The following is a 15,466-nucleotide window of genomic DNA, read 5'->3' as shown; positions in this document are numbered from 1 at the left end:
TTAACGTTCTATAGCTACATCTTTATGAAAATGGCCCTACTGTAAACTTTTATACATTTTGGAACCTGCTTTTTGGCCAGCGCCTTCATCATGCCGTATTCTCCGTACTGGTTACTCATTTTGTATATTTTAAAAACAAGAAATGTACCTGCAGTCCCGATAAAACCAACACACAATAATGAAGGCAGACCAATAATGTACATCACTGCAAAAAGAATCATAAGCGATACAACACCTCCTCCCAAATACCATATGTACTGAGCCTTCAAGCCTTTAAATTCTATACTCTGATTGATTCCTTTGTTGATCTGGTAAACACTGTTACTCATAAGATCTTGTCTTTAAACCCCGAAGAAGGATTTAATTACTGTGGCTACCACAACTAGAAACACACAGCTACCGAACCAGGCAGCGGCTACTTTACCTGTATCAGGATCTCCCGCATTCCATTTCTGATAAACCTTAACCGCTCCTATAAGACCCAGTATAGCACCAACAGCATACATAAGTTCTGTACCTGCATCAAAATAACTCCTTACTTTTTGGTTCGCCTCGTTAATTCCTGCTACACCATCCTGCGCATAAATTCTCGTCTCGTATGTTAACATCAATGCAAGAATGCAATATGACATTACTTTTTCTTCATCTAATTCCTTTAATTTCCACCAGCATTTTCTCATCACACATCATTTTTAAAGTTTATATCAATTTTAAAAAGCAGAGGAATATCGCCGTTGCAACTCTATTTCCTGTCACATAAAGCCATACCGCACCAGAGAGAACAGGGATTATTCCTCCGCTGAATTTTAGGAAGTAGTCTCTTCCCACAGAGTATCCGCTTCGGCAGACGTTAAATAGAACTGCGGGTGTTTTTCGCTTTCAGAGACTATTAGATTATTTATGTTTTCACGTAAAGAGGAGATCTTCACGTATGGGTATTCTTCCAGTACCATTTTAAGGTAATTTTGAAATTGTTCTTTTGATAAGCTCATTTGAGAGCTTTCTTCTACTGCTTGTACTATGCGAGTAGAAAGTTCCTCAGCATCTTCTAAAGTATCAAACGATTCTGAAAAAGCGGAAGACAACGAGTTTTGCCCTTCTAACTCGTTTTTAGAAGTTTTTTTTAATGCAGGAAATTTGAATTTCTTATCTCCCGAGAAAAGTTCCCTTAAATCCTTACTGTAAAATTTTAGTATTAATACCAAATACCAAATCAATAGTAATATACCCACGGCAGCGAGATAGCTGCCCCATGAAACATTTGTAAACATAGTCATCATCATTTATCATTCAACATTCATCTTGTCTATGTAAATCATTATCACAAAATTTGATATGATTCATTCTACAAGTCAAAGGAACGATTAAGATAAGTCTGCTACAAGTACAACTTTTTCTGTACCCCTGCTGTACTTCTGTACCTCTCAGTCATATAAAGAAATGAGAAAAGAAATTAAATTTAAACCGTAAAAAAACCTCCGTAAAAGGAGGCTGTTTTTTCTTGTTTTATATATCTATTTTTCCATAAGTTTATTTAACATCAGAAGCTCTGCGTCTTTTTTCAATAATATGCCACCCATTATCTGAGAATATAAAATATGCTTTTTCTTTCTTTTCAGCAGTTTCATAATCCAGTTCCTTTTCTTAGCAGCAGATAAGCATAAAATTCAGTAGTGGCACCATTCTAGATAATCTTTTCATAGTATGGCAAATTAAAATTAATATTCTTTTATGTGCTTTATCATCCTTTCTAACGTTTTAATTACAAACTCTTTATCTTTTTCTTCAGGATTATATGACTTGCTTCTCACTGAGTGATAAGACAAGTTCCGTTTAAATGGAGTGGACAGATACGGGACAATCGTTTTAAAAATTAAACTCATTGATTTAGCTTTTAATATTCTTGTTTCATCAGTTGCTCTCAAAATCAGCCCCATCTGATCACTTGAAAGTGTACACTGAATTTTATTTTCGTCCGGTAAATAAGAGGGATTTATAGTTCTTTTAGAATTTTTATTCCCAGACTTTTCGATTTCATCTCTGTTTTGCAAAAAGCTGATTTCTGATGTAAACCAGTTCTCCAAAACATCTTTTATATTTTGATGACTGGCATCAAATGTAATTTTTACATTTGAATGCAGCTGTTTGAAATCCTTGAAGAAACGTAAAAGTAAGTTCAATTTTGCAGGGTGCTTTTCAGTGATATAAATCTGCTCGGTCATTCTTTCTGTAAGAACCGAAATATACTGCAACGAATTAAAATTATGGTCAATTAGAAGTTCATCAAGCGGAGTGAAAATGGAAGGATTTTCAAGATCATCATTATGTTCCTCGAGAAGCTTTAATAGTTCTCTAAAATAAAGGATACGACGATATGTAAGTTTTTTGCCATTGTCTTCTTTAATCGCATTCTGCAGTATTTTCACTGTCCTTTTTATTGTCAATTTATCTGACTCTGAGCTAAAGATTCTTTTATTGATTCTCTGCAGTTTTAAAGCAAGTTCCTTTCTGCATACCATAAGGTATGTAATTGGAACCCTTTCGTCAAGGCTCAAATAATATGAAAATCGATCCTCAATGAAAGAAATCAGATAATCAAGATTTGAAATGAGAAGATCCGCAAGTCGTCTTACTTTTTCAGATTGAAGAACCTTTTCTGTCCTATTCTCAATGATACTATCCAGCAGGAAAATTAGTGTCGAATGATATTGCCTGACAGTAACGCGTATATGTCTTTTCTTCTTTAATGAAAAAACTTCATTTTTCAGATGTACTTGTATTTTAATAGATTCTTTGGAAATACTTTCGGAAATAACTGCTATATCACTATCAGTCAAACTATCAATATTCGTGCTCAATGGATCAAACGTCTGCAGTATCAAAGAATCAAACCATTCTAATGGATATATATTATTCATCATAGTGTACCTTTTTGCAATAATTACACTTGGAAACTAATGGCCTCTAGATTTCTCGAAAAAAGAGGTTCGATAGTCTGAGGGTGATAAAGAAGTATGCTTTTTAAAAAATATTCCGAAAATTGACGTACTTGCAAATTCCATTTCCTCTGCAATTTCAGCTAAACTTATTTGACCGTCTTCCAAAAGAATTTTGGCCTCACTGATGATCGCCTCTATTATTAAAAGTTTGACACTTTTACCAGTGACTTCTTTAACCACTCTGTTTAAGTAAATTGGTGTGATAAAAAGCGCGCCTGCATAAAATTGAACATGATGATGCTTTTTATAGTGAATTGACAAAATAGTAAGAAACTGCATGACAATATTTTCTTTTCGGGTGAAGTTAGGTATTGAGTTTGAAGCATACTTATTATAAATTAGCTTAAGTTCATAAATGAATAAATTTAAACTTATGCGGTGTAGTTCATTTTCATGCCCATCTTTTTTCGAATCCAGATTTATATAATAGATGAGTCTATAGATCAGTGATAAAACTGAATACTCGTTTTCATCAAGGGAAGCTTTCATAGGTTCTTTTCTAATAAAGAAATAAAATGAATCTACAAGTTCTTTCCTAAGACAATTTTTAACTGCAAAATCAGAAGAGAATATTATTAGGTAAAGGTGTAGTTTACCAAGAACTTCAATGACATGACAGTCAGAGTCTTTAGGGATTATTATTAAATCACGTACAGAAAGTTCTTGTATAACATCTTCTATTTTAAGCTTGAAATTACCGGATTTTATAAGTAATACCGCTAAATTCTGAGCTTTAAAAGATTCATCTTTACCGCTAAGTTCCTCATACTTTTTAATAATGTGAATATCAAAGCCTTCAATAGGAAACATTTGTAGTTTTGAATTAATCAGATTTTTAATCATGTCCATAATTCTTTATGTGTTCGGTAGTTATCATTCTACTCTTTAAATTTTTCACGAATAAGTAAGTAGAAGATGAAATAAAGGTTGAATAACCAGGTGATATACAGCATATATATCTGTAAACGGTAAGATATATATGCTGATTTTACAATTTGACAATAATCTGCCGTTGGGACGCCTAATAAAAATCCGAGAATAAAATAAAGGCTTATTAAATTGGTAAGCACCAGAGATAGACTTAAAATAGATGGTATTTTCATTAGACAACAGATTAATATTAAATTGTTTAGTGTCAAAGAATTTTATCAAGAAGAGCTATTATGATTACAATAGATCTCTCATTGTTTTTGAATAGTGATCTAGCAGGTTTACTTCCTACTAGAATATCCCAATCCTTATCCTTACGTTCTACTTCTGAATAGAGGGAGTATCTCGAAATTGATGCAACAGTTAAAATTGTTTCGGCTTCCTGTGATGTAAAAACTGTATCAGTGATTACTTCTGACTCGTATCCAGTAATATAATTATTTATGATACTGAATTCTTGCTGTCTTTTAATGATGAGATTCTGCAAAAAAGTGATAAGATTATTTTTTGCATACAACTGTAATGTACTATTCTGAACAATCTGAATCATACTATTGTCAGGATCTGCCATTATTGAATCTACCATTTCATCAGTAAAGGGAATTAATCTATTAGTCACATTAGAACTTTCTGGAAATACTTGTGAAATCAATCTAATCTGATGTGTCAGTTCGGCAACTGATTTCGGAGTCTGATTTTCTTTGTAATAGAAATTCAATGCTTCGTATAACTGGCGTCCTTTTAAATCGAAAGGGTTGTCGTTATTATAAATTTTTCCCGAACTTTCAGAAGCTTGTGGAATAATTTCTGATTTTTCGTTGTCATAATCAGCTGAACATGAAATAATAATAAATAATGTAGCGAAACATAATAAAAAGGTTTTCATAATTTTAATTGTTTGAAGTGAACGAGAATTTCTTCTCAGTCCTCTCACCCGGATAAGCAGACTTTTGTCCAGCACCCTGCCGAACATTTTGCTTTGAATTCAAGGCAAAGCTATTCTGCTAAATTTTGACTCGCAAGGCAACATCTGTGGATTTTCGGCATTTCCACTGTGGATTTCCACGAAATCCACAGTGCTTTTTCATAAAACAAATCACTGTATTTCAAATGTTTATGTTATTTTTATGTTATTTTAATGTAAAATAATATAACAGCAACAAACAACGTAGCTTGTCTGAGAATTCCCTAAATCACAAACAAATGAATAAGTCATATCTGTTATTAATTTCCTTATTACTTTTTCAAATTATATCTGCACAGAAAAAAGTATTCACAATTCCTGATTCTTTGAAGAAAAAAAATTACGAATACTTAGATAATAGATTCTATGATCTGAAAAAGGATAGCGCTCGTGCGTCAGTTTATGCATATGCGTTGCTTAGTAAAGCCAAAAAAGAAAAGAACATTAAAGAAATCTTAAATGGATTTCAAAACATAATGTTGATCTCCACTGAAAAAACAAGGATAATATATGTTGACAGTATGCTTTATACAGCAAAAAAATCTAAAGACAATGCCTTGATTGGAGGAGCGTACCTCAGCAAAGGCACATTTTTCTACGGATTAAAACAGCAGAAACTGGCAATGGATAATTATTTGATTGCAAACAACTATATTTCAAAGACTAATGATCAATATCAAATACATAAAGTAAAATACTGTATTGCCCTGACTAAATTTTATGTTGGATTTTATGATGAAGCGGTTTCACTCTTAAGAGATTGCGTAGACTATTATAAGAAAGCAGAAACCAGACCTTACCTAAATTCTTTACATATGCTTGGGCTCTGCTATAATAAGTTGGGAAATTACGGTTTATGCTCGAAGATAAATGCATTGGGAATATCCGAAAGCAGAAGACTTAACTCAACAGTGATGATACCATACTTTACACACTCTGAAGGAATCAATGACTACTTTAAAAAGAACTATTCAGAATCTATAAATCATATTGAATCCTCACTTGACTCAATAATTGAAAACAATGATTTTGCAAACGTTTCTATCGGAAACTTCTATATCGGCAAAAGCTTCTGGTCTCTTAACCAAAAGGAAAAAGCGGTGGAGCATTTTCAAGTAGTAGATGAAATTTTTCGGGAAAAAAAATATCTACGCCCAGATTTAAGGCAGGCATTTGAACTGCTAATTAACTTCTATAAAACAGAAAAAGATCTTGACAAGCAGCTTTACTATGTCGAAGAACTTTTAAAAGCTGATACTTTGTTGGTCGAAAATAATAATTATATCGTTAGCAAAATTCACAAGCAGTATGATACAAAGGAACTCATTTCTGAAAAGGAAAGAATTTTGATAGAAAAACAAGAAATTGCGGATGAACTTGTTAGGGAGAAGTACTATGATGTGTTTTATATATTTATCATCTTCCTTTTATTTATATTTATTTTATGGCTGACCCGTCGCCATCACAAAAAAAGAAAGGAATATAAAAAGAATTTTGAAGCGCTGATGCAAGAATATGAAGCTGCTAAAAATAAAGCAAAATTAAAAATAGAAAAAGAACCAATTAAAGACATTAACATTGAAACAGTAGCTTTAATTTTAAAACAGTTGGAGAAGTTTGAAAATGGAAAAAGATTTTTGGAAAAAGATTGGACCCTAGTTACTTTATCAGCTGCGTTTAATTCCAATACCAAGTATTTAGCTGCAATTTTGAGTCACTATAGAGATAAGGGCTTTAATGAATACATAAACGGTCTCAGAATAGAATACATAATTAATCTTCTTAAAAATGATAACAAATTTAGAAAGTACACTTATGAAGCGTTAGCAAATGAAGCGGGATTCAGCTCTACACAGCGCTTCGCTAATGCATTTTTGGCAAAAGCAGGAATGCCGGTCAGCTTTTTTATAGAACAGATTAATAAGATGTAATTTCAAATAATGAGGAGCAACATGTGTTCATTAGCTTTTAACATTTACATTTGCAGCCGTAATTAAAAAAACATGACAATATGAAAGATCTAATCGCAAAAATTAATTCAGAGATTGAAACATTCAAAACTGAATCCGATTCTTTATCTGAAAAAGGAGTTAAAGCTGCTGGTGCTAGAGCTCGTAAATCATCTTTGGAAATTGAAAAACTTTTAAAAGAGTTTAGAAAAGTTTCTATTGAAGAATCTAAAAAGTAATTACTTTACACTTAGTTCAAAAGCCTTTCAAGATTTTGTAAGGCTTTTTTTATAATATATTCTTGCTAGATTTAGTTCTATTTTGTTTTTTATTATAATCTTCAATTTCTGACTCTGTGCAAGGAGAAATTTTAATGCTTTTAAATCTTGATTCCTGGTTTTTAGTATTTGTATCTAAGAGCTCTATTTTAATTTTAACCACATCATTAGAAATTATTTTTTCAGGAAATAAGTCACAATATGATTTTAATTCCAACGCATTTGCAATTCTATTTAACATCCTAATATTATATTTTTGATTTTGCTTAGGGTTCTCAACATTCCCAATGAAACCTTCCGATACACCAATCTTATGCGCCAATTTTACTTGTGAGATATTTGCTTTTATTCTTAGCTCTCTGACTTTTTCAATTAAATAAAAATCTAATTCTGAAATAATAAACTCTACAATCATACTATTTTTATTAATTCAGAAATTACGGGATTAAATAAAAATTTAACACATACATATAAGTATGTGAATATTTTTTATGTATATTTGTTCTTTATTCAATATTTGAATATTAAATTTGCGATTCTTCACATAAAATATTTGAAGCATTCGCTTTGAATCTCGTTATCGAAAACTGGCGTTTAAAATAACCACGAGATGATAAGTGCTAATGCTCACGCCTTATATTGGGCGTGGGCTCACTTATTCGTGGTAAGGTACCGCCAGTACCTCGGTAACGTCTAAAAGTGAGTACCTGCCCTTTTTTTGTACTTTACATTTTCCGATTCTAGCGTCTCTCCAACTTAGAAATTTTCGTAAATCAATTATTTTTAAATTAATCCTAAAAATCTAAAAATATGAAGAGACAAGTATAATGTGATTATACAAAAATGGCCCTCAGCTGCAGCGACCAAACTAGAGCAGAGGACCTTAGCTAATCAAAATCCTTTTAACTAACCAATTCCAATATTATGAATTATTTTTCATTCTACAAGGGTGGAAAGGCGCTTTATTGCCTATTTTTTGCAGGCTTTCTAATGTCTTTTTCATCATCATTTGGTCGTGACATAGACCGGCATGATAATATTTTTTTCCAGCAAAATCAGGTGCAGGGTACCGTAACTGATGGCTCTGGTCCTCTACCTGGTGTAACTATTTCCATAAAGGGCAAGACTCGTAATTCGTCCATTACTGATTATAATGGCCAATACACAATAAATGCTCTAGCCAGCGATACACTGATTGTCTCCTTTATAGGCTTTAAAACTAAATTTATCCCAGTAAATAACAGCACTAAAATTGACATCAAACTGGAATACGATACTACTACTCTTCAAGAGGTCCGGGTTAATGCTGGTTATTATTCAGTAAAGGAAAGTGACCGAACGGGGAGCATCGCCCGGATTACCTCTAAAGATATCGAAACCCAGCCTGTTACAAATGTTTTGGCAACTATGCAGGGACGTATGCCGGGGGTGAACATTATTCAAAACACAGGAATGCCCGGCAGCGGTTTTACCATCGAAATCCGCGGCAAGAACAGTATTAGAAGCGATGGCAATAATCCGCTGTATATCATAGATGGAGTCCCGTATTCTTCACAAAGTATCGGAAGCTCCTACACTTCAACGAATATGCCCGCTGAGAACAGTCCCCTTAATAGCATTAACCCGGCAGATATTGAAGTAATTGAAGTTTTAAAGGATGCTGATGCAACCGCCATCTACGGTTCCCGAGGAGCAAACGGAATCGTGCTTATCACAACAAAAAAAGGCAGGGCCGGAAAAACTTTATTTACTGGTTCTTACACTTATGGAATAGGAAAAGTTACCCGATTTAAAAATGTTCTGCAGACGCCAGAATATATGGATATGCGTAAAGAAGCCTTTGCCAATGACGGCGTAACGCAATTTCCGGCTAATGCTTATGATGTGAATGGTACATGGGATCAGAACCGTAATGCCGACTGGCAGAAAGAATTGATAGGAGGCATTGCCGATTATACGAATGCACAGGCTTCACTTTCAGGAGGCTCCTTGCAGACTAAATTTTTGCTAAGTGCTAATTACTCTAAAGAAACCACCGTTTTTCCGAAAAATTATGATTACACAAAAGCGGGAGGGCATTTTAGTTTAAATCATGAATCCGAAAATAAAAAATTTAAAATTAATTTTTCATCAGTTTATACGGCGCAGCTAAGCAGTCTTCCATCTGCTGATTTAACACAGATTGCGGTCAGACTCCCTCCTAATGCGCCTTCACTTTATGATGCAAATGGAAACCTTAACTGGGAAAATAATACTTTTGACAACCCTCTCGCTCCTTTAGAGGGAAAGATAAAGGGTAATACTTACGATTTTCTGGCTAATGCCTTGCTAAGCTATGAGATTGGCGCGGGTTTTATTCTTAGCTGTAGTTTTGGTTATACGGATCTGCGTCAGAAACAGCTTAATTTACAGCCGTCAACAATTTATAGCCCTGCAGCCGGTGTTGGAAGTGAAGTGTCAACTGTTTTCACTAATCAGATAAATAGGGCTTCCTGGATTATTGAACCACAGCTGGCATGGAATAAAAATTTTGGCAAAGCCAGAATGGAAGTTCTTCTCGGATCCACATTTCAACACCAAAAAGGAGATCGACAGGTAAATTATGCACTTGGATTTGCCAGTAATAGCTTAATGGAAAATCCATCATCTGCTTCAAGTAACAGAGTTTTAAATAGCGAGCAGAATATATACAGATACAATGCAGGATTTACTAGAATAAACCTTAATTGGGATGGAAAATACATAATCAATCTGACAGGAAGACGTGACGGATCCAGCCGATTTGGTCCGGGAAAAAAGTTTGCAAATTTTGGAGCTGTTGGAGCTGGATGGATATTTAGCAAAGAAAAGATTTTAGAAGAAAACGTTTCTTTCCTTAGTTTCGGAAAAATCCGCGGAAGCTATGGCAGCAGCGGAAATGACCAGATTGGCGATTATCAGTATCTCGATACATATTCTTCTGCAGGAATTAATTATCAGGGAATTTCGGGTTTACAGCCAAGCAGATTATTCAATGCTGATTTTGGTTGGGAAACCAATAAAAAATTAGAGTTTGCCTTGGAAACAGGATTTTTAAATGACAGGATCTTTACGGCAATTGCATGGTATTCCAATAAGTCATCCAACCAGCTTGTAGGTAATCCATTGCCGGGAACTACAGGTTTCACTTCCATACAGGCAAATCTTGATGCGGTAGTCCAGAATAAGGGAATTGAATTTAGTCTGAGAACACTCAACATCAAAAACGATGTTTTTACTTGGACCAGCACATTTAATTTTACAAGCAATAAAAATAAGCTGCTATCATTTCCAGGACTTAACGCATCCACATATAAAAATCAATATGTAATTGGAGAGCCTCTTAACATTGTTAAAACATATGAATATAGTGGTCTTAATCCGTTGACGGGAGTTTACACCTTTAAGGATGTAAATGGCGACGGTATTTTAAATGTTATCGATGACAGGCAGACTCTAAAAAATCTCAATCCAAAATATTTTGGAGGTTTTCAAAACCAGCTTCTTTACCGCAGTGTGAGTCTTGACTTTCTATTTCAGTTTGTTAAACAGGCAAATTATAATGAGAATTTTTCCAATCCGATGCCGGGAACAATGTTTAACCAGCCAGACGGTGTTATTGCACACTGGCAGGGTTCAGGGGATGTCGGGCCTTACCAAGGATACAGCAACAGCAATACTGTAAGAAATATTGCCAATAGCCAGTTTTCACAAAGTGATGCGGCTATAAGCGATGCTTCATATATAAGGCTCAAAAATATTTCCCTCTCCTATCAACTGCCAAAAGAATGGACTAAAACAATGATGTGCAGACTGAGCATTCAAGGACAAAACGTATTGACCTTTACCCGATATAAAGGAATAGATCCTGAGTTTAGAATCGCTGGTTATGTGCCGCCATTACGCATTTATAGCACTGCTATTCAAATAATTTTTTAATCAAATTACTTTGAGCATGAAAACAATCATTTCAACAAAATACAAGTTAAGAAAATTAATCTCGCTGGCAGTGTTATTTTCAGGATGTTCAAATTTTACCGAAGTAGAACTTCCATCTTCACAATTAACATCGGCTGCCGTATTTGAAAACAAGACAACGGCGAATGCAGCAATGACTGACATTTATTCTAAAATAAGAGATAAGGGATTATTGACAGGCAACGCCACAGGTCTTTACAGGCAGCTTGGATTATATACCGACGAGCTTCAGTACTACGGCCTTGAGGGAACAAGTCAGGCAAATTTTTTCAATAATTCCCTCTTGGCTACAGGTTCAGAAATTACAGAACTCTGGAACAGCAGCTATAATCAGATTTATGCTGCAAATGCTGTAATTGAAGGCGTAAAGGGATCTCAGGCATTATCCGATATAGACAAAGCGCAGCTCACCGGAGAGGCGCTATTCGTTCGTGCATTAATTCATTTCTATCTGGTTAATTGCTTTGGGCCTATCCCTTTTATCACTGAGACAGATTACAGAAAAAACAGTGCTGTATCCAAGATTCCTGAAAAAACAGTATATCAGGTTGTCAAAAAAGACTTAGAACAAGCCGTTGAATTACTTCCCGTAAATTATGTCAATACAGACAGAGTGAGGCCAAATAGAGCAGCTGCACAGGCGCTTCTTGCACGCTTATGCCTTTACATGGAATTATGGGAAGAGGCTTCGAACAATGCTTCTGCAGTTTTAAATCAGACCGATCTTTATGTTTGGCCTACAGTACTCGATGCGATCTTTCTTAAGGAAAGCCGTTCTACAATCTGGCAATTTTCCCCATCAATAGCTGGACGAAATACATATGAAGGGGCTAATTTAATTTTTGCTCAGGGACCGCCTCCTTCAGTTGCAGTTACAAATGATTTGTTAATGGCGTTTAGTTCCAATGATTTGCGAAAAACGCAATGGATAAAGACAGTTACCAGTGGAACTTCGGCTTGGTATCATCCTTATAAATACAAAAGACAGACAACAACCAGTTCATCTGTTGAGTACTCCATAGTTTTTAGGATTGCAGAACAATATTTGATACGAGCTGAAGCTCGTGCACATTCAGGTGATTTAATTGGTGCCAAACAAGATTTAAATAAGACAAGAAACCTTGCGGGACTTGATAATACAGCAGCAGTGACTGCATCAGAAATTATTGATGCTGTTCTAATTGAGCGTCGCTTGGAATTTTTTACAGAATGCGGCCACCGCTTTTTTGACCTTAAAAGAACAAATCGTCTTGATGCAGCGCTTTTAAAAGTAAAGCCCCAGTGGAAAAATACGAATAGGCTTCTTCCTCTCCCCGAAAATGAGCTATTGTTAAATTCAAATCTAAAACCGCAGAATGAAGGCTATTAATTATATGATAAAAGATTTTTTTTTCAGGTTTACCTGTTTCATTTTTTGGTTAGTAACCTGCCCTGAAATAATGGGGCAGGCTGACCAAAAAAAACAATTGAAAACTGATGATTATAAATTATGGAGTCAGCTGAATCCTGACAAGATATCAATTAACGGAAAATGGGTCAGCTATAATCTTCATTACAAATACTCGGATGCTGACTCTTTGATTGTACAGAATTCGGATGATCTCAAAAACAGAGTGATTTTTCCGAATGCCAGTGATGGAAAATTTAATGCTGAATCGGATTTTGCCTGTATGACTGGCGACACTTTTAAACTCATAAATCTTAAGACTAAGAAATATTACAAAAGAAATGCAGTATCAAGTTTTGAGTTTTCATCTAATTATAAATATCTAATCCTTTTCCTAAAACAGAATAATGGAAACCTTGGTTTAGAAATAAGGGCTATAAATGGCAAAATTTTAGAAGCTGGTTCAGACATAACACATTACTGCTATGACCCTAAAATGAATGGTGTAGTATACAGCACCGCAAATGAAAAGCAGTTTGGAATTGAAGTAGTCACATTCGAAGATGCCATAATCAATAAGATTATTGTCAAAAATAACAGTTTTCCATTTCAGAATGTGATGTGGAAAAAGAATGCAATTGCATTTGTTGGCAATAAAATAAATGATCCTGTGCTTTACAATTATGACTTAAAGAAAAAACAGCTGGATAGTTTAAATTCAGCTAATAATCTAGGGTTTTCTGCTGATATGAAAATTTCAAATTTAGAATACAGAGTTCCTATTCGTTCTGACGATGGATCTAAACTATTCTTTTGGATGAAAGAGTCTCTTTATGAGAATAGCAAGTATAAGCAAGGGGAAGTGCAAGTCTGGAATTCCAAAGACAAACAGCTCTTTGACTTTCAAAAATACATGCCTTTTTATACGTGGTCAGATAAAATGGCGGTATGGAATCTAGAAGAGAATAAAGTGCTTCAGATTACAGACAAAGAGCAGCCAAAAGGTTTTCTGGCGGCAGATTACCGGACGGCTTTTATTTATGATCCAGTGGCGTACGAACCTCAAACCAAACAAAATGGTCCTTATGACTTATATGAAATAGATTTAAAAACTGGAAAAAAGAAATTAGTGATTAAAAATTATTCTGCCGGCGTCAAACCTTCAGGTTCACCCGACGGACGAAATATATGCTATCAGAAAGAAGGGCAATGGTGGGTTTACAATATTGAACAAAAAAAACATACCTGTATTACCTCACGGATGACCAACAGTTTTGTTTCTGAAGACACTGACAGACCTGGAGAAATTGCCTCTTACGGAATAGCAGGATGGACCAATGAAAGTCAGATTGTTTTGTATGACAAATATGATCTCTGGCTGCTTTCACTAGATGGGAAATTTAAGAAGAGAATCACTAATGGAAGAGAGAGGCAAAAGTCTTATAGAGTAAAACTCTTCGATGTTGAAGTTACACATGGAGACACCGAGACAAAAAAATATATTCTCGATCTTAACAAAGGTTTTCTAATGACAGCTTCCAACAAGGAAACAGGTGAAACAGGTTTAAGTTATTGGAGTTTAAAACTTGGAATCAAAGAATTGGTATGGGGTCATAAGAAAGTTTTACCAATCAGTAAAGCAAAAAATAAAAATGTTTACATGTATACAGAGCAGAGCTTTTCTTTGCCACCAAGACTTCTTGTTTATGACGGCAAGCCTAAAGAAATCATACAGAGTAATAAACATCAGAAACATTATGAGTGGCCGAAGAATGAACGCATTGAATATATGGTAAATGGCCAAAAAGTGAAAGGAGTGCTATCCTATCCTGCAGGGTATAAAAAGGATGAAAAATATCCAATGATTGTGTACATTTATGAAAGGCAGTTTTACAGACTTAACGAGTACGAGAATCCGACATTATTTTCTGGAGACGGTTTTAATGTTACGAATTTTACCGCTCAAGGATATTTTGTGCTGTATCCGGACATCGTATATGAGTTTGGTAATCTGCGTGAATCCGTAACTAAAAGTGTACTGGTTGCGGTAGATACAGTTATCAGAAAAGGAAATGTTCATCCTAATAAGATAGGATTGATTGGCCATTCTTTCGGAGCATATGAAACCAATCTGATAATCACACAGACCAATCGTTTCGCGGCAGCTGTTGCAGGTTCTGCGTGGACAGATCTGGTAAGCGCCTATCTTTACATCGGTCCGTCTTTTAGAAGGCCGGATTTCTTTAGGACAGAAAATCATCAGTTAAGAATAGGTAAATCTCTATATGAAGATATGACGAGTTATTTAAACAATTCACCTGTGCTTTTGGCAGAAAGCATAAAAACGCCTCTTCTGGGATGGGTGGGCGAAGACGACCGCCACATTCATTCACTTCAAACGATGGAATTTTACCTGGCTTTAAGACGGCTGAATAAGGAACATACGTTGCTGGTTTATCCGCATGAAGGGCATGAGATCGTTTCAAAAAAAAATCAGGAAGACCTTAGCCTGAGAATCATGAAATGGTTTGATCATTACCTTAAGGAAGGTCCAAGAGAGAACTGGATAGAACCTAATTATAAGCACTGAATTTATTAAAATACCGCCGCATAAATCCTATGCGGCGGTTTCATTATCCGCAGTCACTTTTTAAGGAGTACTTCTTTTAAGCGGAATTAAACAAGTTTCCTCATCATAAAGCTGTTTACCAATTCCGCTATCGCTAACAGTACACGCAAAATTTCCATTTTCGTCACATTGTCGTACGTAATCGCATGGGGTTGGATTAGCGGTGGTACGCTGATACCCGTTTTGGGCAAAAGCTCTATCCGTTGCACTTAAAGAGCTTGTACTAGCCGCACTTGCCAAGCCAAATGCTATGACACCCAGCGGCAGACCGATTTTTAAAACATTTGATTTCATAATAATATAATTTATGGTTAATGATCTACTCTTTTTTACA

The 15,466-nt window shown here is 35.0% G+C and carries 13 protein-coding genes; 5 read left to right on the top strand and 8 right to left on the bottom strand.

The window, feature by feature from the left end:
* Window positions 1-14 precede the first annotated feature (14 nt).
* From IRZ78_RS13330 to IRZ78_RS13305, 6 genes are all read right to left on the bottom strand, one after another.
* Entirely contained in the window at window positions 15-329 is a 315-nt protein-coding gene (locus IRZ78_RS13330) for a DUF4133 domain-containing protein (RefSeq protein ID WP_194617017.1), read from the bottom strand.
* Window positions 330-341: 12 nt separating this feature from the next.
* On the bottom strand, window positions 342-632 hold the full coding sequence (locus IRZ78_RS13325; RefSeq protein ID WP_228520478.1) for a DUF4134 domain-containing protein: 291 nt from the start codon (window positions 630-632) through the stop codon (window positions 342-344).
* Between the two features lie 174 nt (window positions 633-806).
* Window positions 807-1,271, bottom strand: coding sequence for a hypothetical protein (locus tag IRZ78_RS13320; protein WP_194617015.1), 465 nt, complete (start codon window positions 1,269-1,271; stop codon window positions 807-809).
* Between the two features lie 447 nt (window positions 1,272-1,718).
* Entirely contained in the window at window positions 1,719-2,921 is a 1,203-nt protein-coding gene (locus IRZ78_RS13315; protein ID WP_194617014.1) for a hypothetical protein, read from the bottom strand.
* A 33-nt stretch (window positions 2,922-2,954) separates the two neighbouring features.
* Window positions 2,955-3,842 (bottom strand): helix-turn-helix domain-containing protein, encoded by an 888-nt coding sequence (locus IRZ78_RS13310; protein WP_194617013.1) that lies wholly within the window; start codon window positions 3,840-3,842, stop codon window positions 2,955-2,957.
* Between the two features lie 292 nt (window positions 3,843-4,134).
* Window positions 4,135-4,815, bottom strand: coding sequence for a hypothetical protein (locus tag IRZ78_RS13305; RefSeq protein ID WP_194617012.1), 681 nt, complete (start codon window positions 4,813-4,815; stop codon window positions 4,135-4,137).
* 317 nt (window positions 4,816-5,132) lie between these two features.
* Between IRZ78_RS13305 and IRZ78_RS13300 the strand changes: the two genes are divergently transcribed.
* Window positions 5,133-6,824, top strand: coding sequence for an AraC family transcriptional regulator (locus IRZ78_RS13300; protein WP_194617011.1), 1,692 nt, complete (start codon window positions 5,133-5,135; stop codon window positions 6,822-6,824).
* Between the two features lie 80 nt (window positions 6,825-6,904).
* The gene (locus tag IRZ78_RS13295; protein WP_194617010.1) at window positions 6,905-7,081 is read left to right on the top strand and encodes a histone H1; all 177 of its coding nucleotides are present in this window, start codon (window positions 6,905-6,907) and stop codon (window positions 7,079-7,081) included.
* A gap of 49 nt (window positions 7,082-7,130) precedes the next feature.
* Here IRZ78_RS13295 and IRZ78_RS13290 read toward each other — a convergent pair whose 3' ends face one another.
* Window positions 7,131-7,535 carry a helix-turn-helix domain-containing protein gene (locus tag IRZ78_RS13290; protein ID WP_228520471.1) on the bottom strand — a complete coding sequence of 135 codons (405 nt, stop codon included), beginning with the start codon at window positions 7,533-7,535 and terminating at the stop codon, window positions 7,131-7,133.
* A gap of 509 nt (window positions 7,536-8,044) precedes the next feature.
* Here IRZ78_RS13290 and IRZ78_RS13285 point away from each other — a divergent pair.
* Genes IRZ78_RS13285 through IRZ78_RS13275 form a run of 3 tightly spaced genes read left to right on the top strand, consistent with a single transcriptional unit; the run spans window position 8,045 to window position 15,093 of the window.
* Window positions 8,045-11,077, top strand: coding sequence for a SusC/RagA family TonB-linked outer membrane protein (locus IRZ78_RS13285; RefSeq protein ID WP_194617009.1), 3,033 nt, complete (start codon window positions 8,045-8,047; stop codon window positions 11,075-11,077).
* Between the two features lie 16 nt (window positions 11,078-11,093).
* Window positions 11,094-12,485, top strand: a complete 1,392-nt coding sequence (locus IRZ78_RS13280; RefSeq protein ID WP_194617008.1) for a RagB/SusD family nutrient uptake outer membrane protein — start codon at window positions 11,094-11,096, stop codon at window positions 12,483-12,485.
* The gene (locus IRZ78_RS13275) at window positions 12,472-15,093 is read left to right on the top strand and encodes a prolyl oligopeptidase family serine peptidase (protein ID WP_194617007.1); all 2,622 of its coding nucleotides are present in this window, start codon (window positions 12,472-12,474) and stop codon (window positions 15,091-15,093) included. The genes IRZ78_RS13280 and IRZ78_RS13275 overlap by 14 nt, the downstream gene beginning before the upstream one ends.
* A 60-nt stretch (window positions 15,094-15,153) precedes the next feature.
* Here the strand turns inward: IRZ78_RS13275 and IRZ78_RS13270 are convergent, their stop codons facing one another.
* A complete protein-coding gene (locus IRZ78_RS13270) occupies window positions 15,154-15,426 on the bottom strand; it encodes a DUF6520 family protein (protein WP_194617006.1) in 273 nt (90 codons plus the stop codon).
* Window positions 15,427-15,466 lie beyond the last annotated feature (40 nt).

The organism is Flavobacterium sp. CSZ, from assembly GCF_015350725.1.
Lineage (GTDB): Bacteria > Bacteroidota > Bacteroidia > Flavobacteriales > Flavobacteriaceae > Flavobacterium.
This window is presented reverse-complemented; position numbering and strand designations above follow the sequence as displayed.

Coding starts and splice junctions, on each gene's coding strand:
- IRZ78_RS13310 (WP_194617013.1), bottom strand. CDS start 3,842: ATGATTAAAAATCTGATTAATTCAAAACTACAAATGTTTCCTATTGAA.
- IRZ78_RS13295 (WP_194617010.1), top strand. CDS start 6,905: ATGAAAGATCTAATCGCAAAAATTAATTCAGAGATTGAAACATTCAAA.
- IRZ78_RS13330 (WP_194617017.1), bottom strand. CDS start 329: ATGAGTAACAGTGTTTACCAGATCAACAAAGGAATCAATCAGAGTATA.
- IRZ78_RS13275 (WP_194617007.1), top strand. CDS start 12,472: ATGAAGGCTATTAATTATATGATAAAAGATTTTTTTTTCAGGTTTACC.
- IRZ78_RS13285 (WP_194617009.1), top strand. CDS start 8,045: ATGAATTATTTTTCATTCTACAAGGGTGGAAAGGCGCTTTATTGCCTA.
- IRZ78_RS13315 (WP_194617014.1), bottom strand. CDS start 2,921: ATGATGAATAATATATATCCATTAGAATGGTTTGATTCTTTGATACTG.
- IRZ78_RS13290 (WP_228520471.1), bottom strand. CDS start 7,535: ATGATTGTAGAGTTTATTATTTCAGAATTAGATTTTTATTTAATTGAA.
- IRZ78_RS13270 (WP_194617006.1), bottom strand. CDS start 15,426: ATGAAATCAAATGTTTTAAAAATCGGTCTGCCGCTGGGTGTCATAGCA.
- IRZ78_RS13300 (WP_194617011.1), top strand. CDS start 5,133: ATGAATAAGTCATATCTGTTATTAATTTCCTTATTACTTTTTCAAATT.
- IRZ78_RS13325 (WP_228520478.1), bottom strand. CDS start 632: ATGTCATATTGCATTCTTGCATTGATGTTAACATACGAGACGAGAATT.
- IRZ78_RS13305 (WP_194617012.1), bottom strand. CDS start 4,815: ATGAAAACCTTTTTATTATGTTTCGCTACATTATTTATTATTATTTCA.
- IRZ78_RS13280 (WP_194617008.1), top strand. CDS start 11,094: ATGAAAACAATCATTTCAACAAAATACAAGTTAAGAAAATTAATCTCG.
- IRZ78_RS13320 (WP_194617015.1), bottom strand. CDS start 1,271: ATGTTTACAAATGTTTCATGGGGCAGCTATCTCGCTGCCGTGGGTATA.